General features: G+C 54.2%; 21 protein-coding genes and 2 tRNA genes. 14 read left to right on the forward strand and 9 right to left on the reverse strand.

The window, feature by feature from the left end:
* Window positions 1-4: 4 nt before the first annotated feature.
* The 7 genes from DTHIO_RS15065 to DTHIO_RS15105 form a co-directional block, all read right to left on the reverse strand.
* Window positions 5-1,306, reverse strand: a complete 1,302-nt coding sequence (locus DTHIO_RS15065) for a nucleotide sugar dehydrogenase (RefSeq protein ID WP_008871121.1) — start codon at window positions 1,304-1,306, stop codon at window positions 5-7.
* A gap of 237 nt (window positions 1,307-1,543) precedes the next feature.
* On the reverse strand, window positions 1,544-1,954 hold the full coding sequence (locus tag DTHIO_RS15070) for a Ros/MucR family transcriptional regulator (protein ID WP_008871122.1): 411 nt from the start codon (window positions 1,952-1,954) through the stop codon (window positions 1,544-1,546).
* Window positions 1,955-2,508: 554 nt separating this feature from the next.
* Entirely contained in the window at window positions 2,509-2,748 is a 240-nt protein-coding gene (locus DTHIO_RS15080; RefSeq protein ID WP_161598687.1) for a M3 family oligoendopeptidase, read from the reverse strand.
* A 352-nt stretch (window positions 2,749-3,100) separates the two neighbouring features.
* Window positions 3,101-3,177, reverse strand: a tRNA-Asp gene (locus DTHIO_RS15090).
* 5 nt (window positions 3,178-3,182) lie between these two features.
* Window positions 3,183-3,258, reverse strand: a tRNA-Val gene (locus DTHIO_RS15095).
* Window positions 3,259-3,273: 15 nt separating this feature from the next.
* Entirely contained in the window at window positions 3,274-3,945 is a 672-nt protein-coding gene (gene tmk, locus DTHIO_RS15100; protein ID WP_008871125.1) for a dTMP kinase, read from the reverse strand.
* Complete coding sequence (locus tag DTHIO_RS15105; RefSeq protein WP_008871126.1) at window positions 3,921-4,961, reverse strand: 3'-5' exoribonuclease YhaM family protein; 1,041 nt, start codon at window positions 4,959-4,961, stop codon at window positions 3,921-3,923. Before DTHIO_RS15105 ends, tmk begins: the two co-directional genes overlap by 25 nt.
* A gap of 235 nt (window positions 4,962-5,196) precedes the next feature.
* Here DTHIO_RS15105 and DTHIO_RS15110 point away from each other — a divergent pair, with 235 nt between their 5' ends.
* The 7 genes from DTHIO_RS15110 to gap all read left to right on the forward strand — a co-directional run bounded on the left by DTHIO_RS15110 (window position 5,197) and on the right by gap (window position 11,173).
* Window positions 5,197-5,493, forward strand: coding sequence for a 4Fe-4S dicluster domain-containing protein (locus DTHIO_RS15110; protein WP_008871127.1), 297 nt, complete (start codon window positions 5,197-5,199; stop codon window positions 5,491-5,493).
* A gap of 32 nt (window positions 5,494-5,525) precedes the next feature.
* Window positions 5,526-6,680: a 2-oxoacid:acceptor oxidoreductase subunit alpha gene (locus DTHIO_RS15115; RefSeq protein ID WP_008871128.1), complete on the forward strand. Its 1,155-nt coding sequence runs from the start codon at window positions 5,526-5,528 to the stop codon at window positions 6,678-6,680.
* A gap of 4 nt (window positions 6,681-6,684) precedes the next feature.
* A complete protein-coding gene (locus tag DTHIO_RS15120; protein WP_008871129.1) occupies window positions 6,685-7,515 on the forward strand; it encodes a 2-oxoacid:ferredoxin oxidoreductase subunit beta in 831 nt (276 codons plus the stop codon).
* The gene (locus DTHIO_RS15125; RefSeq protein ID WP_008871130.1) at window positions 7,515-8,096 is read left to right on the forward strand and encodes a 2-oxoacid:acceptor oxidoreductase family protein; all 582 of its coding nucleotides are present in this window, start codon (window positions 7,515-7,517) and stop codon (window positions 8,094-8,096) included. Before DTHIO_RS15120 ends, DTHIO_RS15125 begins: the two co-directional genes overlap by 1 nt.
* Entirely contained in the window at window positions 8,081-8,851 is a 771-nt protein-coding gene (gene surE, locus DTHIO_RS15130; RefSeq protein ID WP_008871131.1) for a 5'/3'-nucleotidase SurE, read from the forward strand. Before DTHIO_RS15125 ends, surE begins: the two co-directional genes overlap by 16 nt.
* Window positions 8,852-8,967: 116 nt before the next feature.
* Window positions 8,968-9,891 carry a class II fructose-1,6-bisphosphate aldolase gene (gene fba, locus DTHIO_RS15135; RefSeq protein ID WP_008871132.1) on the forward strand — a complete coding sequence of 308 codons (924 nt, stop codon included), beginning with the start codon at window positions 8,968-8,970 and terminating at the stop codon, window positions 9,889-9,891.
* Between the two features lie 283 nt (window positions 9,892-10,174).
* Window positions 10,175-11,173 (forward strand): type I glyceraldehyde-3-phosphate dehydrogenase, encoded by a 999-nt coding sequence (gap, locus tag DTHIO_RS15140; protein ID WP_008871133.1) that lies wholly within the window; start codon window positions 10,175-10,177, stop codon window positions 11,171-11,173.
* A gap of 4 nt (window positions 11,174-11,177) precedes the next feature.
* Here the strand turns inward: gap and DTHIO_RS15145 are convergent, their stop codons facing one another.
* Entirely contained in the window at window positions 11,178-12,017 is an 840-nt protein-coding gene (locus DTHIO_RS15145) for an MBL fold metallo-hydrolase (RefSeq protein ID WP_008871134.1), read from the reverse strand.
* Between the two features lie 214 nt (window positions 12,018-12,231).
* On the opposite strand from DTHIO_RS15145, the gene DTHIO_RS15150 reads away from it, so the two are divergent.
* The 7 genes from DTHIO_RS15150 (at window position 12,232) to DTHIO_RS15180 (ending at window position 21,921) form a co-directional block, all read left to right on the forward strand.
* Window positions 12,232-12,486 carry a glutaredoxin family protein gene (locus DTHIO_RS15150; RefSeq protein WP_008871135.1) on the forward strand — a complete coding sequence of 85 codons (255 nt, stop codon included), beginning with the start codon at window positions 12,232-12,234 and terminating at the stop codon, window positions 12,484-12,486.
* Between the two features lie 331 nt (window positions 12,487-12,817).
* On the forward strand, window positions 12,818-15,472 hold the full coding sequence (locus DTHIO_RS15155; RefSeq protein ID WP_008871136.1) for a valine--tRNA ligase: 2,655 nt from the start codon (window positions 12,818-12,820) through the stop codon (window positions 15,470-15,472).
* A gap of 363 nt (window positions 15,473-15,835) precedes the next feature.
* Complete coding sequence (gene cobA / locus DTHIO_RS15160; RefSeq protein WP_008871137.1) at window positions 15,836-17,368, forward strand: uroporphyrinogen-III C-methyltransferase; 1,533 nt, start codon at window positions 15,836-15,838, stop codon at window positions 17,366-17,368.
* A 76-nt stretch (window positions 17,369-17,444) separates the two neighbouring features.
* Entirely contained in the window at window positions 17,445-18,047 is a 603-nt protein-coding gene (locus DTHIO_RS15165) for a Uma2 family endonuclease (protein ID WP_008871138.1), read from the forward strand.
* Between the two features lie 16 nt (window positions 18,048-18,063).
* Complete coding sequence (gene purN, locus DTHIO_RS15170; RefSeq protein WP_008871139.1) at window positions 18,064-18,744, forward strand: phosphoribosylglycinamide formyltransferase; 681 nt, start codon at window positions 18,064-18,066, stop codon at window positions 18,742-18,744.
* A 31-nt stretch (window positions 18,745-18,775) separates the two neighbouring features.
* Window positions 18,776-21,313, forward strand: coding sequence for a TIGR03960 family B12-binding radical SAM protein (locus DTHIO_RS15175; RefSeq protein WP_008871140.1), 2,538 nt, complete (start codon window positions 18,776-18,778; stop codon window positions 21,311-21,313).
* Window positions 21,314-21,462: 149 nt separating this feature from the next.
* A complete protein-coding gene (locus DTHIO_RS15180) occupies window positions 21,463-21,921 on the forward strand; it encodes an RT0821/Lpp0805 family surface protein (RefSeq protein WP_008871141.1) in 459 nt (152 codons plus the stop codon).
* Window positions 21,922-21,973: 52 nt separating this feature from the next.
* Here DTHIO_RS15180 and DTHIO_RS15185 read toward each other — a convergent pair whose 3' ends face one another.
* Window positions 21,974-23,632 carry a GGDEF domain-containing response regulator gene (locus DTHIO_RS15185; RefSeq protein ID WP_008871142.1) on the reverse strand — a complete coding sequence of 553 codons (1,659 nt, stop codon included), beginning with the start codon at window positions 23,630-23,632 and terminating at the stop codon, window positions 21,974-21,976.
* Window positions 23,633-23,647 lie beyond the last annotated feature (15 nt).

Here is a 23,647-nt window from a genome sequence, read left to right on the forward strand (position 1 = left end):
AGTTTCAGGCTCTAAAGACCCTGCCTGTCAAATCAGCAAAAAAGCCCCTGGTGTCAAGAACCGGAACTCCCAGATCTGCAGGGTCCAGATTCTGGTACTCTTTATGCGCGGTGCACAGAATAACCAGGTCATATTCCCCGGAAACCTGCTCTGACCTGCGCCCTGCATAATGGGCATACTCTCTGGAAGGCTTGATTACCGGTACATACGGATCGTTGTAAGAAACATCCGCTCCTTTTTGCTCCAGCAGATGCATTATCTTGTAAGTAGGGGATTCCCGGTCGTCATCCACGTCCGGCTTGTAGGCCAGCCCCAGCAGAAGTATTCTGGCCTGCTTCAGGGCCCTGCCGAAATCGTTTAACACCTCCATGGCCCGCTGCACAACGTAATACGGCATGGAAGTGTTCACCTCTCCTGCCAGTTCGATAAAACGCGTGGCTACATCATATTCCCTGGCCTTCCATGTGAGATAGAATGGATCAATGGGGATGCAGTGCCCTCCCAGGCCCGGTCCCGGATAAAAGGGCATATACCCGAATGGCTTGGTGGAAGCTGCCCGGATCACTTCGAATATATCTATGTCCATTTTCATGAAGGCTGTTTTCATCTCGTTCACCAGGGCAATATTCACGCTCCTGAAAATATTCTCCATGAGCTTGACCGCTTCTGCGGCCCTGGTGGAAGAAACCGGCACCAACTGGTCAATGACCCGGCCGTACAGGGCCATTGCCACCTCCAGGCACTCAGGGGTTACGCCCCCGCAGACCTTGGGAATGCTCCTGGTATTGAAAGCCGGATTGCCCGGGTCTTCTCGCTCCGGAGAATATACCAGGAATACATCCCGGCCGGTCTTGAATCCCGCCGCCTCGATACGCGGCCTTAGTTCTTCATCAGTAGTGCCGGGATATGTGGTGGACTCCAGGGAGACCACTTGCCCGGGTCGCATAGCCGGAAGCACTTCTTCCAGGGAGTTTACAACAAAGGACAGGTCCGGCTCGCGGTGCCTGTCCAGGGGGGTGGGCACACAAAGAATCAGGGCGTCTGCCTCACCGGCCCGGCTAAAATCAGTGGTGGCCTGGAATCGCCCCTGCTGCACTCCCTCCTGCAAAGGCTCTGAAGGAATATGCCTGATAAAGCTTTCCCCCTTCATGAGCCTGTTCACTTTATGCGGATCAATATCCAGCCCCAGTACGCTGTATCCCACTGCCAGGTAGCGCAGGGCCAGGGGCAGTCCCACATAGCCCAGTCCGATTATTCCTATCCTGGCTTCACCTGAATCAAGCTTATGAACCAAGGTATCCTTCATACCGCCCCCTGTAGTCCGCAAAGTTGAAGGTGAACGAAAAAATCAAGGGCAGCAGGAAGATACTGCCCGACATCAGGAGAAGCTACTTAACATGAAGAAGACCAATGCAAAAGAAAAAAATAACGAGCACCCGGCCCGACTTTGCCTACCCCTGTAAGACCTGGCGAAAAAAGATACGCCTGCAAAAAGACTTTCTACAGGCGTATCAAAGCATGCATTTGAGCATAAGATTTTGCTTTATCTTCCAGGCATCTTGATTTCCCTCTTTTTCCAGAGTTCCATCTCCTGCATTTTTTTTCGCCTTTCCCTGGCCAGGGATTTGGCCACCAGGGACTGATTCTTTTTATAACCCCATTTCTCCTTGTACTCTTCAGGGGTCATGTCGTGCTTGGCAAGATGCTTCTTGGTGATAACCTTGAAAGACTTGCCGCACTCTAAGCAGATAATACTCTTCTCCCGGATGGCCTTCTTGGGATCCACTGCTGGATGCTGTTCTTCGCTTACCTGTTCTTCAGCAGCACCCTGAGAAGCCTTTTGTATCCCTTCAGATAATGACTTGATCATAGAGTTGATCTCTTCTTCAGTCATGTTCCGCACACTGGCCTGGGCTTTAACTATCTCCAGGGCCTGTTTCACATGGTCTTCCATCTTATTCCCTCCTTGCTGATATCAATATTTTTTCAGTTTATTCTGGAGTAAAAATATATAATAACCATCCAGAACTTCAACACATCGTGTCTTTGCTACCAGATCTGACTAAAAACATCAACCCGTCCAGCAATGCTTTGCTGCAAAAAAAACAATCTATTACAATTTTATATTTCATGCGCAATCAAAAAACAACCCCCATTCACCGGTATCTGTTTAGCGCTTTTAAGGAAAGCAGGGGACAGGCACTCCGGGACCCACTTGAGCATCATTTTGTGCTTAAAATATCTCATTTTTTGGGACAAGTGGGTCCCGGAAGAGCCAGTCCCCATGCCACATGCAAAGCGCTAAACAGATACATTCACCGCAAGACTGCTCTGGAAAAATAACGCACTGAAATAACCCCTGAATCAGGGTTTAACAGATACTGCCGGATTATTAGCACACGGACATAATTATGCGGATTATTGAGTTACGACACCTGTGCCGGAAAAAGGACTTCAGTCTAATGGGAAAAGGCACTGGAAGGAAAAAAGACAGGTCAAAATAAATGGTCAGGCATAGGGGTTATTCTTCAGATCGGTCAGGGTCTCCCTGTATCTTTGCAGTCTGTCCTTTAATTCTTTTTGATCCTGACTGTCTAAGGACTGAAAATAACCAGGGCTGTTGTACTTTTCCTCAAGTCTTTGGACTTCTTGTTCAAAATAGCTGATATCTTTTCTGTATCTCAGCTTTTTTTTGATATTAAAGTATATCCCGCTTAAGTAATAGACAACAAAAAAGGTGATAATCAAAACTATTGAAATATAAAACAGGTAGGTCAGCATAGAGAACTCTGAACGCGGGCCGTGCTTAGTGATTACGGGTTATGAATTTAAGGAAGAAGGTTCACGGATCAACCATAAAAATGTGCCGGCATAAACTCGAAACCCAGACAGTTGAAACTTGCTTCCATGACAGTCAACTCTTTGACTCTTCTATCTGCCAGACCTCCTGCCACGCGCCTCGCGTGGTTCGCGTGGTCCGCGCGACCGGACTGACTTTTTGCAGAGGCATCCATTGAACGTCCTGCTCACTTCGCATTTCAATCAACTTCAAAAAAAACAAAAAAAAGGCCGGGATAAATCCCGGCCTTTGCTTTTTTGATGGCGGGGCCGACGAGACTCGAACTCGCGGCCTCCGGCGTGACAGGCCGGCGTTATAACCAGCTTAACTACGGCCCCGCATATGGTGGGCGGAACAGGGCTCGAACCTGTGACCCCCGGCTTGTAAGGCCGATGCTCTCCCAACTGAGCTATCCGCCCCGTGAAGTAAATTATTTAAACTTTGCAGTTTGCGTTGTCAACACATTTTTTATCAATTTTCATAATTTCATTTACTTTCCCCACCACCCCCTGAAACACTGTCTCCGGAAGGGCCTGGGCATCAAGGACCACGATTTTCTCCTTTTTCCGGGAAGCCAGTTCCAGGTAGCCCTGCCTGACTCTCACGTGAAACTCCAGGGCCTCGGCTTCAAAGCGGCCCTCGGAACTGGTGAGGTTTTTCTCCATGTTTCTGCCAAGGGCCCGGCGCAGACCTGTTTCCGGGGGCAGGTCAAGGAGAAAGGTAATATCGGGTACAGTGCCGTCAACTGCCATAATGTTCATTTCCTGCAGGGCATCCACCCCCATTTCCCGGCCGTACCCCTGGTAGGCCAGGGTGGAATGGGTAAAACGATCCGAAATGACAATACGGCCGGCTTCCAGTGCGGGACGGATTACCTGGTGCACGTGCTGTGCCCTGTCCGCCAGGTAAAGGAAAAGCTCCGCCTCCCTGGTCAGATCATCGCTTTCCAGGGAAAGAAGCATCCTGCGCAGTTCAACACCGAGCCTGCTTCCACCGGGCTCAAGGGTGACCAGCACACTGTACCCCAGGCCCTCAAGATAATCACGCAGAAACTCTGTCTGAGTGGATTTGCCGCAACCTTCTATTCCTTCAAAGGTAATAAACACTGTCCTTCCTTTTTGCCCCCCTGTTCTCTGGGTGATTCCGGCGGCCTGGGGGTTCTGGCCGGCTGAAACACGAACCTGCCCAGTGACCTCTGGTAGTCGGACCAGGTCCCTGCTGATTCTTCAGATTCGTCTCCTCCTGCCAGGGCCTGGTCCAGGGTCTTGATCTTGGCGTCAAGGTTGTCCGCAAAATGCAGCACAAAAGCTTCCCTGGTCTTGGGCCTTTTGGGGGAACCGAACTCCAGTTCTCCATGATGGCTGATGATTATATGCTTGAAGTGCATGATGAGATCTTCATCCAGTTCCTTTGCCTTGTCCAGAAAAGGATTTATCATGTCCAGTCCCAGAAATATATGTCCCAGAAGCTTGCCCTGATGGGAGTAATCCCTGCTGGCTCCGGGCAGGATCTCCATAGTCTTGCCCAGGTCGTGCAGCGCTGCAGCGCAGAGCAGGATATCCCGGTCCAGGTCAGGGTAAAGATCGCAGATCTGGTTGCAGATACGGCAGACACTCAGGGTATGCTCCAGAAGACCTCCCATGTAGGCATGATGAATGCTTTTGGCTGCCGGGGCCTTTAAAAGGGGTTCCTTGATTTCTTCCCGGGTCAGAATCTTTTTCACCAGCTTTTTCCACCCCGGATAAGAGACATTCTGCTGCAGAAATAAAATCAGATTCTGGTGGAGTTCTTCTGGAGGTGTGCATGAAACGGGCAGAAAAAGACCCGGATCGGCTTGATCCTGATCAATAAAGTGCATGTCATCAATATTGAGCTGCAACTGGTCACCGAAGACCTGTGACGAGGCACGTATGCGCACCAGCTGCTCCTGAGGGATGTCCTGGAACTGCCGGCTCAGGGGGTTCCAGACCCGGGCCTGGATTTCCCCGGTCCTGTCCTGAAGGGTGAGCTGCCAGTAGGGTCCGTTTCTGGCCTGGGCCTGCCTGGCCCTGATGACCATGAAGGTATCGTCTATCTGCTGGCCGGCCCGGATATCCTGCACAAAATATTTTTTTGTCTGCATGGTGTTGTCAAATTATTTGCATTGGAGTATGGATTGACGCTCGTTTTTAATGATCCCAGGGGATATGAGCCGGGAGCATTATTCCGCCGGCTTTTTCTTCGTCGCCCTGCCTGCAGAGCCGGGACTGCCTGCCGCTGCAGTGATTTTTAAAAAACCCCGATGGCCGTGCCGGGCTCTCAAACAAGCAAACTGAAAAGATATTACAAGGACAGCACTTGATTAACAAGGATAAACTATGACCAGAAAAAAAGGGGAAAGCAAGGTCAAGGTCTTTCTGGACTGGTGCAAAGGGTGCGGCATATGTGCAGCCTTTTGCCCGAACAAAGTCCTGAGCGTGGACAAACAGGGAAAGGTCCGTGTTGACAGGGAAGACGATTGCATCAATTGCGGATTCTGTGAGATCCATTGCCCGGATTTCGCCATTATGGTCTATCCCAAGGATGAACGTACACCCTTTGAGGCCAACATAGACGATGTAGCCCCGGCTACCCGGGAAGAGCTGCATAGAATAAGAAACAGCAACTCCACGTAAACTCTGCAACATATTATAAAGGCAGGTTTTAAATGGCCGCCAGATCGCGTAAAAACAAAACCACTGAAATATTCGCCCTGGGCAACGAGGCTGTGGTGGAAGGCGCTTTGATAGCTGGCTGCACCTTTTATGCAGGCTACCCCATCACCCCTTCCACTGAAATAGCCGAAGAGATGGCCTCCAGGCTGCCTCACCTGCGCGGTGGAGCTTTCATCCAGATGGAGGATGAGATTGCCGGCCTGGGAGCGGTAATCGGAGCATCCCTGGCCGGACGCAAGGCCATGACCGCAACTTCCGGCCCTGGATTTTCACTGATGCAGGAACATATAGGCTATGCATCAATTACCGAGGTCCCCCTGGTCCTGGTCAATGTCATGCGGGCCGGCCCAAGCACCGGGATGCCCACCAACCCGGCCCAGGGGGATGTGCAGCAGGCCAGGTGGGGCACCCACGGGGATCATCCCATAATTGTTTTGTCCGCAAGTGATGTGCAGGAATGCCTGAGAATGACGGTGACGGCATTTAACTATGCTGAAAAATACCGTACCCCGGTGATCCTTCTCCTGGATGAGATCACCGCTCATACCAGGGAAAAGATCAGCCTGCCGGACCCAGAGGATATAAACATATACACCAGGCTTACCCCCAGCATGCCCCCTGAATGGTACATGCCCTACGAAGACAACATGCGAGGGGTTGCTGCCATGCCTCCTCTTGGGGCGGGTTACCGCTATCATGTTACCGGACTTATCCACGACGATCACGGCTACCCCACTTCCAATCCCAGAGAGGTGGAGCACATAATGCACCGCCTTTTCCGCAAGATAGACCAGTTTTTCTACGACATCCAGATGGTGGATGAGATCCAGTGCCAAGACGCTGAGATTTGCATTATAGCCTACGGGTGCGTGGCCAGATCTGCCGAGCTTGCAGTGCAACAGGCCCGGGAACGGGGGGTCAGGGCCGGACTGCTCAAGCTCAAGACACTGTTTCCTTTCCCCAGGCCTGCCGTGGAAAAAATGCTGCGGCAATGCAGCAACGTAGTGGTTCCGGAAATGAACATGGGCCAGATGTCGCGCGAGATCAAGCGCGTCAATGCCACGCAGAGCAAGATCATCACCCTGAACCGGGTCGACGGGCAGATCATCACACCCGGACAGATCCTGAGCAAAATACTAAAAGGTTGAAATCATGGCCAAAGTAACCCAGCTGATTCACAATTATCTCAGGCATTCCAAGAGATTTCCCCATGTATTCTGCCCCGGCTGCGGGCACGGCATTGTCCTGGGCTCACTTATCCGCTCCATACATTCCATGGGCCTGGCCAAGGACGACGTGGTCCTGGTGGCCGGAATAGGCTGTTCAGGCAGGATACCTGTTTACGTGGATTTCAACACCATACACACCACCCACGGACGTGCCCTGACCTTTGCCACCGGCATCAAGCTGGCCAATCCCAGGCTCAAGGTCATAGTGATCATGGGCGACGGAGATGCCCTGTCCATCGGAGGCAATCACCTCATCCACGCAGCCAGGCGCAACATAGGAGTCACCGCCCTGGTGCTCAACAACCATATATACGGTATGACCGGAGGGCAGAGCTCCTGCACCACACCTATGGGCAGTTTTTCCACGACCACTCCCTTTGGACAGCTCGAGGACGAATTCGACATATCCCGGGTGACCAAGGTCTGCGGCGCAAGTTTCGTGGCCCGCACTACAGTGATGCAGGCTTCCGCCATGGACTCCATGATCTCTGAAGCGGTCATGCATCCCGGTTTCGGACTTGTAGAAATATTAAGCCCCTGCCATACTCAGTATGGACGCAAAAACAGATTCAAGACCTGTGTGGACATGTACAAATGGCTGCAGAAAAGTTCCACTCCACTGGAGAAATACAGGGAACTGTCCCCGGAAAAACAGGAAAAGGCCATTGCTACAGGCATATTTGAAAAAAGGGACTGCGAAGGGCTGGAAGATAAATACGCCCGCATGCGCAAAAGCCTCAGAGGAGAAAGCTGATGTCAAACGATCTGCATCTGGACAGATTTGAGGTCCGCTTATCCGGCCTGGGCGGCCAGGGCATACTCACCCTGGGCCGCATCATGGGGCAGGCCCTGGCCCTGGATCACGGTTATGAAGTCACCCAGACCCAGAGCTACGGACCGGAAGCCCGTGGAGGAGCCAGCCGATGCGACCTGGTCATAAGCACCGGCAAGATAAGTTACCCCAAGACAATATGCCTGGATCTTCTTGTCTCCCTGAGCCAGGAGGCCTGCAACAAGTATTTCGGAGATCTTAAGACCGAAGGATTTTTGCTGGTGGACACTTCCCTGGTGGGACAGACTCCCACCAATATTTTCTGGGGACTGCCCTTCACCACCATGGCTCAGAAAGTGGGCCTGGTGCAGACCACGAACATCGTGGCCCTGGGCGCTCTGACGCACTTCATCCCATTTATGCGGGCCACTTCTGTACGCAAGAGTCTCAAGGAAATCCTGCCCCAGAAAATCGTGGATATAAATATCAAGGCCTTCAACTCCGGTTTCAACCGGGCCAAAAAAGAGTATCCAGAGGCTCCGGAAAAATGGAAATTCTCTTAACCAACGACGACGGCATACACGCCCTGGGATTGAAGGCACTGTTTACTGCCCTTGCCGGGGCAGGACACAAGGTGCACGTTGTTGCCCCCATGACCGAACAAAGCGCTGTGGGCCACTCCCTGACCATTTTCTCACCCATAAAAGTAAAAAAAATCCGCGAGAACAATTTCAAGGGACTGGGCATCTCCGGCACCCCGGTGGACTGCGTAAAATGGGCCATGCACTTTCACCTCCAGAAGAAGCCGGACCTTATCGTCTCGGGCATAAACAACGGGGCCAACGTAGGTATAGATATCCTCTATTCCGGGACGGTATCCGCCGCCACCGAGGGAGCCCTGGCCGGCGTACCCTCCCTGGCCGTATCCATCGATGATTTCCGCCCCCTGGACCTTTCACACCAGGCCCACTGGGTGCAGGCCTTTATCCAGCGTTTTGACTGGACCAGGCTTCCATATCAAAATGTTTTGAATCTGAATTTTCCCGCCTGTGAAGTACACGAAGCCAGGGGAGTCAGGCTGTGTCCGCAGACCACCGTGGTCTACCGGGATTTTTATCAGCTCCGGGAAGACCCCAGGGGAAATCCTTATTACTGGCTGGGCGGAGAAATTCCCATGCACCGGGTGGACCCTGAAGCCGACCGGGCCCTGCTCAGCGAAAACTATATCACCCTGACCCCGCTTCAGTTTGAACTCACCAATCATGAAGTCATGGATGAGTTGCAAGAGGCCCTCTCATCTGTTAATATACAGCCCTGATTTTCAAATGTAGCTGGATGTTCTGCAGAAGAGCCCCCGGTTTTTTTCCAGAGCCGGCAAATATCCTCTGCATGCAGTGCTATACCTTTTTTCACCCAAGACCCTAAGGAGGACATATGCCCCTGACATCACCCAAAGAAATGTTCGACAAGGCTTATCAGGACGGTTACGCCATCGGCGCCTTCAACGTCAACAACATGGAGATCATCCAGGGAATAATGAAGGCCGGAGAAGCCGAGCAGTCGCCGCTTATTCTCCAGGTATCCGCAGGCGCCCGGAAATATGCCGGACAAAACTACATCATGAAGCTCATGGAGGCCGCCCTCAAGGAATCGGACCTGCCCGTGGTCCTGCATCTGGACCATGGTCAGAACTTCGAGATCTGCCGCGATGTAATAAGCGACGGCTTCACCTCGGTCATGATTGACGGCTCCCATCTGCCCTTTGAGGAAAACATAGCCCTGACAAAGCAGGTTGTGGAATGCGCCCATGGACAGGGAGTATGGGTGGAAGCCGAGCTGGGCCGCCTGGCCGGTGTGGAGGACGAGGTCAGCTCTGCGGAAAACGTCTTCACCGACCCGGATGAAGCGGTGGAATTCGTGGAACGTACCGGCTGCGACTCCCTGGCCATTGCCATAGGCACCAGTCACGGGGCCTACAAGTTCAAGGGCGAACCTACCCTGGACTTTGACCGCCTGGAACAGATCTCATCCAGACTCCCCGGATACCCCCTGGTGCTGCACGGGGCATCCTCGGTACTACCGGAGTTCATCGACATGGCCAACCGTTACGGCGGACAGGTCTCCGACGCCAAAGGCGTTCCAGAGGATTTTCTGCGCCGGGCCGCCAAGTCAGGAGTATGCAAAATCAATATCGACACCGACATCAGGCTGGCCATGACCGCGGTTATCCGCAAATTCTTTCATGAAAAGCCTCAGGAATTCGATCCCCGCAAGTACCTGGGACCGGCCAGGGAAGCAGTGCAGGAAATGGTCCAGCACAAGATAAAAAATGTGCTTGGATCTTCCGGCAAGATTTAACCTCTTCTTCGCGCCTTTTGCGTCTTTGCGTGGGATACTTCTTTCAAGATAAAAAAAGAGGCATCACGCCAAGGCGCTAAGACGCCAAGGAGTAGAGAGAACCTCTTCTTCGCGACTTTGCGTCTTTGCGTGGGATACTTCTTTCAAGATAAAAAAAGAGGCATCACGCCAAGGCGCTAAGACGCCAAGGAGTAGAGAGAACCTCTTCTTCGCGACTTTGCGTGAGATAAGATGAGACAAGCTCTTTAAAATTAAAACACTACAAACTTTCAAGGAGAGAAAAATGGCATTCAAAGTAGGAATCAACGGTTTCGGCCGCATCGGCAGATACATGACCAGGTTGCTTGCCGGCAACCAGGAACTGCAGCTGGTGGCCATAAACGCCAGGGCAGACAACCAGGACCTGGCACATTTGTTCAAATATGATTCAGTACACGGTACTTTTCCGGGCGAAGTCCAGGCCAATGACAAGGGCTTCACCGTAGACGGCAATCAGGTCCTGGTCACCAGGCAGGGACCGGGTGAATGGTCCTGGGGGGATCTGGGCACAGACATGGTCCTGGAGACCACAGGCAAGTTCACTGACCGGGAGAGCAATGAAAAGCACCTTTCCTGCGGGGCCAAAAAAGTACTCATAAGCGCCCCGGGCAAAAACCCGGACAATACCATCGTGGTGGGAGTAAACGACAAGGATCTGCGCCCCGAGGACAAGATCATCTCCAACGCCTCCTGCACCACCAACTGCCTGGCTCCGGCCGCCAGAGTGCTGCATGACAGCTTCGGCATCAAGCACGGTCTCATGACCACAATCCACTCTTATACCATGAGCCAGAGAATCCTGGACGGCTCCCACAAGGATATCCGCCGGGCCAGGGCCGCGGCCATGTCCATGATTCCCACAACCACCGGGGCGGCCCGCATGGTCACCCAGGTCATTCCCGAACTCAAGGGCAAACTGGACGGCATGGCGGTCCGTGTACCCACGGCCAATGTATCCTTAGTGGACCTGGTAGTGGAAGTGGAAAAGAAGACCACCGCTCAGGAAGTCAACCAGGCCCTGCAGGCAGCATCTCAGGGGGCGCAGAAGGACGCCCTGGGATACACCGAGGTTCCCCTGGTTTCCGTGGATTATAACGGCAGCACCTATGGCGGCGTGGTGGATGGACCGCTGACCTCGGTCATGGACGACACTCAGGTCAAGCTGATTATCTGGTATGACAACGAAGCCGGCTTCTGCAACCAGCTCCTGCGGCTGATGCACAAGGTAAAGGCATACATATAGTTTTTCAAAGCCTTACAGCCTGGCCCTGGAACACCCCGAAACATTCCAGGGCCAGTCCTTTTCCGCTGATTTCCCCGGCACAATCCTGCACCATCTGATCTACACCGTCATCATTTCTGTCCTGGTTGTGATGAAAAAGGCCCAGGCGCTTGACTCTGGATGCTGCAGCAAGTTCCATGGCCTGCATACAGGTTGAATGTCCCCAGCCCGTTTTTTGCCTGTACTCTTCAGGGGTAAACTCGCTGTCGTGCACCAGCAGATCAGCGTCCCGGGCAAACCGGACATACTCCTCAAAAGAAGCCCCGCCCCGGTGACAATATCCCAGTTCGTTATCCGTGAGAAAGACAAACGTCCTGCCGCTGCTGCTGATCCTGAACCCCTGACCCAGGTTGGGATGGGACAGGGCGATGGTCTCCAGGTAAAACCCCTGCACCTCCACCCCGCCCTGGAACTCCTGGTAATTAATCTGCGACATAACCCGGCTGTAGGGAACTGGAAAATGCGGCGGTCTGAAAAGATCCTTGAATACCAGCCTGTGTATGTCCCCCTGCAGCCGGGGCTGACCATACAGATTGATGCTGAACCCCGGCTGATACAGGGGCTGAAAAAACGGCAGCCCCATAATATGATCCCAGTGGGTATGGGTGAAAAAAAGATCTGTCTTTAAAGCCTGCTCCTTGAGCAAGACGGCCCCCAGCCTTCGAATACCTGTACCGGCATCCAGGATGATCCTGCCGCCCTGGTCATTTCTGACTTCCACGCAGGTGGTTTCCCCGCCGTACCTGACATATTCAGGCCCGCATACCGGAATGGACCCCCTGGCCCCCCAAAAGACAATCTCCATGCTGCACCGTTTTTCCTGGCTGAATCATGTTTCAGTGCCACTGTTTCCCAGAATGGGTACATTATTTTTTTAACGTAGTGAAGCGGGAATCCGCCTGCTGTTTCCATGTATTTAACTCAAGCCCATGGCTTTTCAAATAAATAAGTTTTTGACATTTTCTGCCTGGCCTGTAGACTTTTTCTCTAATAAAAACCCTTCAGACAAGGAGTCCATCATGTCCCAGGAAGTAAAAATTTTTGCCCTTAGCACCTGCATCCACTGCAAAAAAGCCAAGGAATACCTGGATCAGTGCAGTGTAAAATACACACCGGTACACGTAGACTGGCTCACCGGTGAAGAACGTAACAACACCCTGGCAGAACTGAAGAAATATAATCCCGCCGCCAGCTTTCCCACCATTCTGGTGGGAGACAGGGTGATAGTGGGCTTTAGAAAAGACGAGCTGGACCAGGCCCTGGGCATTGCATAGCCCTGCCGGGCAGATTTTGGGACTTCAAGGCCTGCACACAGGACATCCTGGGTAACCTTCAGAGGATGCCGCAATCGTCCTGGGGACAGTAATCACCACCGAGGACCCCCTGAATGTTTACCATCCTGCTATGCCGCCGGCATGGGTAAAGCTTTTTTGCCCGTCCCAGAAGGTACCGGGTGGTCCCGGTTGTCCCGGGACTGTCTCTTTCTGTGTATTTGACGATGAGCGCCTTTAAGTATAATAGAGCACTTTTGCATTCAGCAAGCGCTGCAGCCCGCAGATCGTTAATCCCTGTTGGTAAATCCCTGTCAAATATACGGAGTTTGAGATGCCAGAGAGTCTGCCCAAGGGTTTTGAGCCCCGGGACGTGGAAAAAAAATGGATAGATTACTGGAATGACAACCAGAGCTTCACTCCTTCGGATGAGCCCGGTGGCAAATCCTACAGCATAGTCATCCCCCCGCCCAATGTCACGGGCACACTGCACATGGGCCATGCCCTGAACCTGACCCTGCAGGATATCCTGTGCCGCTATCATCGCCAGCAGGGTTATGACGTACTCTGGGTGCCGGGCACCGACCATGCCGGCATCGCCACCCAGAACGTGGTGGAAAAATCACTGGCCGCACAGGGCACAACCAGGCAGGACCTGGGCCGGGAGGAATTCGTCCGGCAGGTCTGGCAGTGGAAGGAAGAGTACGGCGGCAAAATCCTGAACCAGATAAGCCGTATAGGTGCTTCCGTGGACTGGAGCCGGCTTCGCTTCACTATGGACGACGGGCTTTCCCGGGCAGTGCGTGAAGTATTTGTAAAACTTTATGAACAGGGACTTATTTACCAGGGGGATTACATCATCAACTGGTGCATCCGCTGCCACACGGCCCTGTCCGATCTGGAAATGGAATACTCCGAGGTTGACGGTGGGCTTTACCATCTGCGCTATCCCCTGGAGGACGGCTCCGGACACTTAGTGGTGGCCACCACGCGCCCTGAGACCATGCTGGGGGACACCGCAGTAGCAGTAAACCCGGAAGACGAGCGCTACAGGCACCTTATCGGCAAAAACGCTGTCCTGCCCTTTTTAAACCGCAGACTGCCCATCATAGGTGACGAATACGTGGACATGGAGTTCGGCACCGGGTGTCTGAAAATCACTCCCGCCCACGATCCCAACGACTTTGAACTGGGCCGCAAACACGGCCTGGAACTCATCCAGGTCATAGACGATCTGGGCGCAATGACCCCGGAGGCCGGCGAACAGTTCGCCGGGCTGGACCGCATGGAGTGCCGCAAAAAAATCCTGCAGGAATTAAAGGAAAAAGACCTCCTGGAAAGCTCTGCAGCTCACAGACACAGCGTGGGGCACTGCTACCGCTGCAGCGCCGTCTTGGAGCCCTATGTATCCAGGCAGTGGTTCGTCAAAGTCGGCCCCCTGGCCAGCAAGGCCCGGGATGCTGTATCCAGCGGGGATACGCGTATTGTGCCCGGACAGTGGGCCAAGACATATTTTGAATGGATGGACAACATCCGGGACTGGTGCATCTCCAGGCAGATCTGGTGGGGACACCGCATTCCGGCCTGGACCTGCCTGGACTGCGGAGAGCTCATGGTCACTAAGGAAGATCCCACCGTATGCACCAGGTGTGAAAGCTCCAGGCTGGAGCAGGACCAGGACGTGCTGGACACCTGGTTTTCCTCGGCCCTGTGGCCTTTCTCCACCCTGGGCTGGCCGGATGACACCAGAGACCTGCAGAAATTCTACCCCACCTCTGTTCTGGTCACCGCCTTTGATATCCTTTTTTTCTGGGTGGCCCGCATGATGATGATGGGTGTTCACTTCATGGAGCAGGTACCCTTCAGGGACGTATACATCCACGCCCTGGTCCGGGACGCCTCCGGGCAGAAGATGAGCAAGTCCAAGGGCAACGTCATCGACCCCCTGCTCATGATGGACAAGTACGGCACCGATGCCTTCCGCTTCACCCTGACCTCCCTGGCGGCCATGGGCCGGGACATCAAGATGAGCGAGGACCGGGTGGAAGGTTACCGCCACTTCATCAACAAAATCTGGAACGCGGCCCGCTTCAGCCTCATGCATCTGCAGGAGCCGCCCCGCAGATTCCATGCATCTGCAGTGGACGGACTGGCTCACCAGTGGATTCTGCACCGCCTGGAAGAGGTCAAGGACCGGGTCCGGGATGCAGTGGAAAACTACCGCTTCAATGACGCGGCCCAGACCATGTATCAGTTCGTATGGCACTCCTTTTGCGACTGGTACCTGGAACTCATAAAGCCTGAGCTTTACGGGGAGGATGAAGCAGCAAAAGAACAGGCCAGAAGCAACCTCTCGCAGGTATTATCCGAAATCATCATCCTTTTGCACCCCATGATACCCTTTGCCACCCAGGAAATCTGGAGCAGGCTCCCGGGCAGGGAAAACCAGGATCTGAGCCGGGAACTCTACCCGGAAAAAAGGCCGCAGTGCAGCTTCCCTGAGGCCGCGGACAACATGGAATTCCTGCAGCAGGTGGTCACGGCTGTGCGCGGCATCAGAAGCGAGCTCAACATCGCCCCGGGCCTCAAGCTGGAGCTTTTGATGCAGGTGGATGGCCCGGACAGGGATTTTCTGATGAAACACAGGGATCTTATCCAGGGCCTGGCCGGACTGGGGGACATGCAGACCGGCATGGACCTTGAGCCCCCCAGGGGCTGCGGGGCAGCTGTAGTCAAGGGGTATGAACTCTTTGTACCTCTAAAAGGTGTGGTGGACATCCAGAGCGAACTGGCCAGACTGCAGAAGGAACTGGGCAAACTGGAAAAAGACCTAAGCGTGGTGGGCAAAAAACTGGAAAACCCGGGATTTTTAAACAATGCCCCTGCGGATGTGGTGGAAAAGGAGCAGGCCAAGGCAAATCGCATCCGGGAGGAAAAGGAAAAACTCCAGGCCCTTTACACCCGCCTTGAAGGCATACAGCAGGAGTAAGTAAAAATTCATCACCGGATACAGTCCGGTCACCCCCTACATATTTGGGTGAAGAGTCAGGGTCCGGGGGTTCGGCAAACAGGGTCCCGCACTTACTTTTTCTACGTCTGCCCAGTTTTCAAATCAAAATTTGCCAGAAAGTAAGTGCGGGATCTGAGCGACGTAGGCAGCGTTGATCAAAACCGTAAAACACCGATTTTGATTCAAAGCATTATATAGAAAATTTTAAAGTTTAGAAAAACTTGCAGAGGTTTTGATTTACGCTGCCTTGGAGCGAGTTTTTACGTCCTGTTTGCCGAATCCCCGGACCGCTGGAGCACATATCGATATGGCTGTGAACAGTTACAGGAGAAAGAACAATATATGGGCAAAGTATATCTCATAGGTGCCGGCCCAGGTGATCCCGGGCTTTTGACATTGAGGGCCAGGGACCTTTTGTCCATGGCCGACGTGGTGGTCTACGACTATTTGGCCAACGAGGACTTTCTGAAATTCTGCAGAAAGGATGCAGAACTTATTTACGTGGGCAAGAAAGGCGGCGATCATACCCTGAGCCAGGAAGGCATCAACCAGCTCCTGGTGGACCGGGCCGGCAGCGGCAACCATGTAGCCCGGCTCAAAGGCGGCGACCCTTATGTATTCGGGCGCGGGGCCGAAGAAGCCCAGGAACTCCTTCAGGCGGGCATAGACTTTGAGATCATCCCCGGAGTGACCTCGGCCGTGGCTGCCCCGGCCTACGCCGGAATCCCCCTGACTCACCGCAGGTACGCTTCTTCTGTCTCTTTTATCACCGGACACGAAGACCCGGACAAGCCTGAAAGCGCCCACAACTGGGCCAGCCTGGCCACCGGCACCAGCACCCTGGTCTTTTTCATGGGGGTCAAGAATCTGCAGCACATCAGCCACAGCCTCATCCAGGCCGGCATGGACCCGCAAACCCCTGCAGCCCTGGTTCGCTGGGGCACCACATGCATGCACAGGTCCATGGTCTCCACCATACAGGACATCCCCGGCCAGGCCGTGGATCAGGGCTTCAAGCCCCCGTCCCTCCTGGTGGTGGGACATGTGGTCCGCTTAAGAGATGAGCTCAACTGGTTTGAAAAACTGCCCCTCTTAGGCAGAGGCGTGGTGGTCACCCGGGCCAGGGAGCAGGCCAGCGGTCTGCTGGAACAGCTCCGGGAACTGGGGGCCTGCTGCTATGAGTTTCCCACCATAGAGATCCAGTCCCTGCCGGATTATTCAGATGTACAACAGGCCATATCCCATCTGTCCGGTTATGACTGGCTGGTGTTCACCTCGGTCAATGGAGTGCTTTATTTCTGGGCGGAACTGGAGCGGGCCGGCTTAGATTCCCGGGCCCTGGGAGGCAGGAAGGTGGCGGCCATTGGCCCGGCCACAGCCCAGGCCCTGGAACATCGGGGCATCCGCCCTGATTTTGTTCCGGACAAGTATGTGGCCGAATCCGTGGTTCAGGGACTTTTAGACCTTGGAGTGCAGGGTAAAAAAGTACTCATCCCCCGGGCGAAAGTAGCCAGGGAGGTCCTGCCTCAGGAACTGGAAAAGGCAGGTGCGGATGTGCATGTCCTGCCGGTTTACCAGACCGGACTGGCCCAGGAAAGCGGCCAGAGCATCCTGGAAGCCATGCAGGAAGGCAGTATCAGCTACATCACCTTTACCAGTTCCTCCACAGTGGAAAACTTCTTTTCCCTGGTTCAGCCCGGTGAGGTGGCCAGGCACCAGGATCAGGGCCTGAGGCTGGTGTGCATCGGCCCGGTAACAGCCGGGACCTTGAATGGTTTCGGTCTGGAAGCAGACATTGTCCCTGAAGATTATACCATTCCCGGGCTGGTGAATGTCCTGCTGGAAGATGCAGGCAAAAGGGGGGATAATTCTTAGTTTCTGCAAAGTCCGTTGACAGACAGATCCGGGCGGGGTAATCCTGTACTTATAAAATCCAGCATGGAGGGCAGGTATGGGAATGGCGCAACCCAGACATGAACAGGAATTTTTTACTTACCGGGACTATCTGCACTGGCCCCCGGACAAGCGCCTGGAGATCATTTACGGCACTGTTTACGACATGACTCCGGCCCCGCTGATAATTCACCAGCAGATCCTTCTGGGACTGGCCCGGCAGATTGATGAAGTTCTCGAAGACTCCTCCTGCCGGGTGCTGCCGGCACCTGTGGACGTACTTCTGCCCCGCGGTCTGGAAGCCGACGAGGAAACCGACACTGTGGTCCAGCCCGACCTGGTCATCGTCTGCGATCCGGACAAAATCCGGGAAAAAAACATCCGCGGAGCACCGGAATGGATAATCGAAATCGTCTCCCCGTCCACTGCCGGGCATGACCAGATACGCAAACGCGAGCTCTACGAAAAAAGCGGGGTCAGTGAATACTGGATAGTTCACCCCACTGACGGACTGGTCATGGTTTACAGGCTGGAAGACAATGCATACGGCAAGCCGGAAGTAATGGAACTCAAGGACACCACCCGCTGCATGGCCGTACCTGAGGTTTCAGTGGACTGGGATCGCGTAATGCGCCGCTTGCGTGAAGCGGAAAACCAATAAAAGCCTGGAATACAATATGCCATACAAAATAGCAGTTCTCATATCCGGTTCAGGGTCCAACCTGCAGGCCATCATTGACCGCATAGAGCAAAACGTTCTGGATGCCCGCATTACCCGGGTCATAAGCAATAAACCAGGAGTCTCTGGTCTGGAGCGGGCCGAAAGGCACGGCCTGTCCACTACGGTTATTGAGCACAAAGACTACCCTTCCAGGGAAGACTTCGACGCCGCCCTGGTGCGGGTGATCCAGGACAGCGGAGCCGACGGCGTAATCCTGGCCGGATTCATGCGCATCATCACCCCGGTCTTGATAAACGCCTTTCCCGGCAACATATTAAACATCCATCCCAGCATCCAGCCGGCCTTTCCCGGAGTCCATGCCCAGAAGCAGGCTGCAGAATACGCAGTCAAGCTTTCCGGGTGCAGCATCCATTTTGTGGATGAAAAAATGGATCACGGTCCCATCATTATCCAGGCCGCGGTTCCGGCCCTGGCCGGGGACGATGAAAAATCCCTGGGCTCGCGCATCCTGGCCCTGGAGCACAGGATCTTCCCCCAGGCCGTACAATGGCTGGCCCAGAACCGCCTGGAGATAAACGGCCGCACCGTAAACGTACTCAACGCCCCCTCGCCTGCCGTAGTGGAAGCGGATACTTATCCCGCCCTGGTCAGCCCCGGACTGGAAGACGGGTTTTAGATTAATCAAACCCCAAACACCAAGCATAAGATTGAAAGAACTTCTCCCTTTTCTACCCAGACCCAGTCACTATCTTGGCCAGGAAGTCAACAGCGTGCACAAGAACAGGCGCAGTGCATCTGTGCATATGGGCCTGGCCTTCCCCGATGTTTACGAGGTGGGCATGTCCTACCTGGGCCAGAAGATACTTTATCACCGTATCAATGACCAGGATGAGTACTACGCCGAAAGGGTCTTCTCCCCGTCCCTGGAAGCGGCCGGAATCATGCGGGAGCAGAACACCCCACTTTGCACCCTGGAATCCGACACCCCCCTGGGGGAACTGGATATTCTGGCCTTCAGCCTGACCCACGAACTCTGCTATACCAACATCCTGTATATGCTGGACCTGGCCGGACTGCCTTTCAAGGCTCACGAGCGAAGCGGGGCTCATCCCCTGGTTATTGCCGGTGGCGGAGCCACCTTCAATGCCGAGCCAGTGGCTGACTATTTTGACCTCATGGTCCTGGGCGACGGCGAAGAAGTCATCCTGGACCTACTGCAGAAGGTCAAAATTGCCCGGCAGCAGGGCATGTCCAGGCAGGACCTGCTGCAGACCCTAAAAAAACTCCCCGGGGTGTACGTGCCCGGATTCTTTAAAGGTCCCGGGCTGCCCCTGACCCCGCTGCGAGAGGATTACAGGCAGGTTACTAAAAGCCTGGTAACTGATCTCAACCAGGTCCCCTTTCCCACCCGGCAGATTGTGCCCTACGGCAAGGTCATCCACGACCGATTGAGCATTGAAATCGCCCGGGGCTGCACCCGGGGGTGCCGCTTCTGCCAGGCCGGAAGCATATACCGGCCGGTGCGCGAAAGAAGCATCTCCCGCATCCTGGAGGATGTCCAGCAGGGGCTTCTGGCCACAGGCCTGGAAGAGCTTTCATTTCTGTCTCTAAGCAGCGGTGACTTCTCCGCCCTGGAGGAACTTTTCACCAGGAGCTTTGCCCGCTGCCAGCAGCAACAGGTGGCCATGGCCCTGCCTTCCCTGCGGGTAGGTTCAGTCAATGAAAGGCTTATGCAGCTCATGTCGCGCATACGCAGAACCCAGGCCACCCTGGCCCCGGAAGCCGGAACCAGCCGCCTGCGCCAGGTCATCAACAAGGGCATCACGGAAGAACAGCTACTCAAGCACACTGGTCATCTCTTTGACCTGGGCTGGAAAGGGGTCAAGCTCTACTTCATGGTGGGGCTGCCCACTGAGGCTGATGATGATTTAAAAGGCATAAGGGATCTCTGCCAGAAAGTCCTGGAAACCGGGCGTTCCCGGAAGATAAAGCCCCAGGTCACCGCCTCGGTGGCCCCGTTTGTGCCCAAGCCCCACACCCCTTTTCAATGGGAGCGCCAGGCTGGGCTGTCTGAAATACGTGAAAAGATCTTCCGCTTAAAAGACCTGTTCAAGACCAGCAGAACTCTGAACCTCAAGTGGCACGATCCGGAGATGAGTCTTCTGGAAGGGATATTTTCCAGGGGAGGCCGCGAACTCTCGCAGGTGGTGGCCGGGGCCTACGCCCGGGGTGAGACATTTACCAGCTGGAGCGACTGTTTTCGCCTTGAGCCCTGGCTGGACATCATGGATAAAAGCGGTCTCTCCCCGGATACTTATCTGCGGGCCAGGGACACTGATGAACCACTGCCCTGGGACCACCTGCAAAGCGGCATGGAGCGAAGATACCTTTTGACCGAAGCCAGAAGGGGCCGTCAGGCCCGGACCAGCAAGGACTGTCGCTATCACGCCTGCCGCATGTGCGGTGTCTGCGACAAAAAATCCAGGCCTTCCAGCCTGCGCAAAGTAAGCCAGACCCCATCCATTTCCAATGTCTTGAACCGGGATTTCCGGGATCAGGAACATGATACTGAAGATATTGACTCTAACCTCCTGGAACAGAAAGACTTAAGCCCCAAAACCGCCCACCTGCGCATCTGGTATAAAAAGACCGGGCTGTGCATCTACCTGAGCCAGTTAGAGCTGCAGTCTCTGCTGGAGAGGGCCATGCGCCGGGCGGGCTGGCCTCTCAGCTTTTCCACTGGCTTCAGGCCCGCCCCGGTAATAGCCTTCGGCCGGGCCCTGCCCGTAGGGGTGTCCAGCCTGGAGGAATGGTACAATATTTACCTGAGAAAACACTTAGACAGCAGCCACCTCCTGAACAGCCTCAACAATGAACTGCCCCGGGGCATGCACGCCTTTGCCTTAGAACACCTGAGCCAGGGCCGCAGGCAGCCCCAGTCCATCCAGGAAGAATTCCAGGTGGAACTGGACCTGTCAGGGGAAGACCTGCAAAAAGCAATGACCACCTGGGAAAATTACAGGTCCGCGCCTGAATTCCTGGTTCAAAAACAGACCAAAAAAGGACTCTCCACAAAAGACCTGTGCTCATACCACAAACATTCCCACTGGGAGAAAAGCAGCCTGAAAGTGGTTTTTACCTGGGAAAAGGACTATTTAAGCCCACTTTTTATCCTGCAAAGCATTTTTTCAGACCTGGGCCGGGAAAAAATGCACATCACCAAGACCCGTCAGATTATGGACTGATTCCGGGCCAATAAACTTTTTGAACAGGGCAATTCGCATATTCCCATTGCCTTTCACACCCGCATGAGCTAATATAAACTTTAAAGCGATACTTGTTTTTTTAAACAAGAGGCCTGTTATCAACTTTAAGACCCCTGGAGGATATTATCATGCGTTATCTTGTTGTCTTGACCCTGGCAGCCATGCTGCTGGCGGGCTGCACCACCCAGAAACATACTGTGGGCGGGGCGGCTCTGGGCGGAATCGGCGGGGGAGTAATCGGCTCCCAGATCGGCAAGGGCACCGGTCAGACCGCGGCCATCATCGGAGGAACCCTTCTGGGCGCTGCCCTGGGAGGATATGTGGGCAGCTACATGGACCGCATGGATGAGATGGACCGGCGTAACATGAACCAAACCCTGGAGACCAAGCCCACAGGGACCACTTCCCAGTGGCACAACCCCGATACACAGACCGCTTACGCCGTGACCCCCACTGAGACCTATCAGAGGGATGACGGGCGGTACTGCCGGGAATACACCACTGAAGTGCAGATCGGAGGGGAAACCGAGAAGGCCTACGGCACAGCCTGCCGCAGGGACGACGGGGCCTGGGAAATAATCAACTGATTTCTCTCTATAGCTTGAATGCAGCGGATAAGGTTCCGCCAGTTCTGGATCCTCATCCGCTGCAGAAGGCATAACATGATTTTGGATCTTTCTTGGCCCGGTACATGCTTTGGTCCGCCAGGCGCAGCAGTTCCTGAGGGTCAGCGGCATCATCGGGATATATACTGATCCCCATACTGAAATCCTGGTGAATCTCCATCCCCTCCAGCACAAAAGGCCTGCTCATCTCGCTTGATATTTTCCGGGCCACCCGCAGGACATCCTGACTGCTGCTGATACTTCCAAGAACTGCTACAAACTCATCCCCTCCATAACGGGCCACTGTATCGCTTTTGCGTACACACTTCTGCAGGCGCTGTCCCACCTGGTAAAGAAGCTTGTCCCCGGCCATATGACCGTAAAGATCATTGACCGGCTTGAATGAGTTGAGATCAAAAAAGACAACCCCCACTTTGTGCCCGTAGCGCGAAGCCATGGCAAAAGCCCTCTCCAGCCGGTCCAGCAGAAGCTCCCGGTTGGGCAGTTCCGTAAGATAGTCATGCATGGCCCTGTACGCCATCTCTTCCTGGGCCTTCTTCAACAGGGTAATATCCGAAATCATGGCGTACCACATTTTCTCCCGGACATCGCTGTAGGGAACGGTACTTATGCGCAGCCACTTATAGGAGTTGTCCCGGTCCAGCACCCGGAACTCGCCATGAAATGGTTCATTTCTGTTCAGACTGTCGCCCATGCTTGAGCTCACCTGCTCTGAGTCATCCGGGTGAACATTGTCCCACAGCCTGACCGGATCCTGCAGGATATCTTCCGGGGTGACCCCCAGAAGCTCAGTTACTCCCCGGCTCACAAACAGAGGCAAAAGCCCTTTTTCTTCCTGGACCTGGTACTGAATCACGGCTCCGGGCATATTTGCGGTTACTTCCTTGAGCAGCTTTTCGCTTCTCTCCAGTGCCTGCCGGCTTTTCTGCATATCGGTTATGTCCTGGGCAACCTCAACTATGCTCAGCATCCTGTCATGCTCGTCCTTAACCGGATAAGCCCGCACTTCCCATATCCTGCCGTCCGGAGTATCCACGATGGAATGATCCGGGCTCTTGCTTTCCAGAGACCTGGTGACCGGACACTTGCGGCAGGGCTTATCATTTTCGTTCCACAGATGGTAGCATTTGCGGCCGATGAGTTCTTCGGCCCTCATGTCGAGACTGTCCGCCGCCGCCTGATTGGCCCAGAGTATGGTCAGTTCATGGTCCATGCACAGAACCAGCTCCCGGATGCTGTTCAGGACCATTTCATACCACCTTCTGTCTTCATCCAGCCTCATCTCGGCATACCTTATGCGCAGCATGGCCTCGATCTGAGCCAGAAGCTCCCTTGTCCTGACCGGCTTCACCAGGTATCCGTCAGCTCCGGACTCCAGTCCCTGGGCCCTGTCATCGGATTCGGTCTGAACACCGGAAAACATTATCACATAAGTTCCCTGCAGCCGGGAGTCTGATTTGATTTTTCTGCATATCTCCAGGCCTCCCATGTCCGGCAGCATCACATCCAGCAAAACCAGGGCAGGCCTTCTGTTATAGACCATTTCCATGGCCTTTTCTCCGGTGGGGGCCTTCAAGACGTTGTATCCGGCCTCCTGCAGCACTCTGGAGGTCTGCATCATGGTCACGGGATCATCCTCTACAACCATGATCTCTTTTGCATTGGCGTTCATATTAACTTTTTTCCT

The organism is Desulfonatronospira thiodismutans ASO3-1 (assembly GCF_000174435.1).
GTDB lineage: Bacteria > Desulfobacterota > Desulfovibrionia > Desulfovibrionales > Desulfonatronovibrionaceae > Desulfonatronospira > Desulfonatronospira thiodismutans.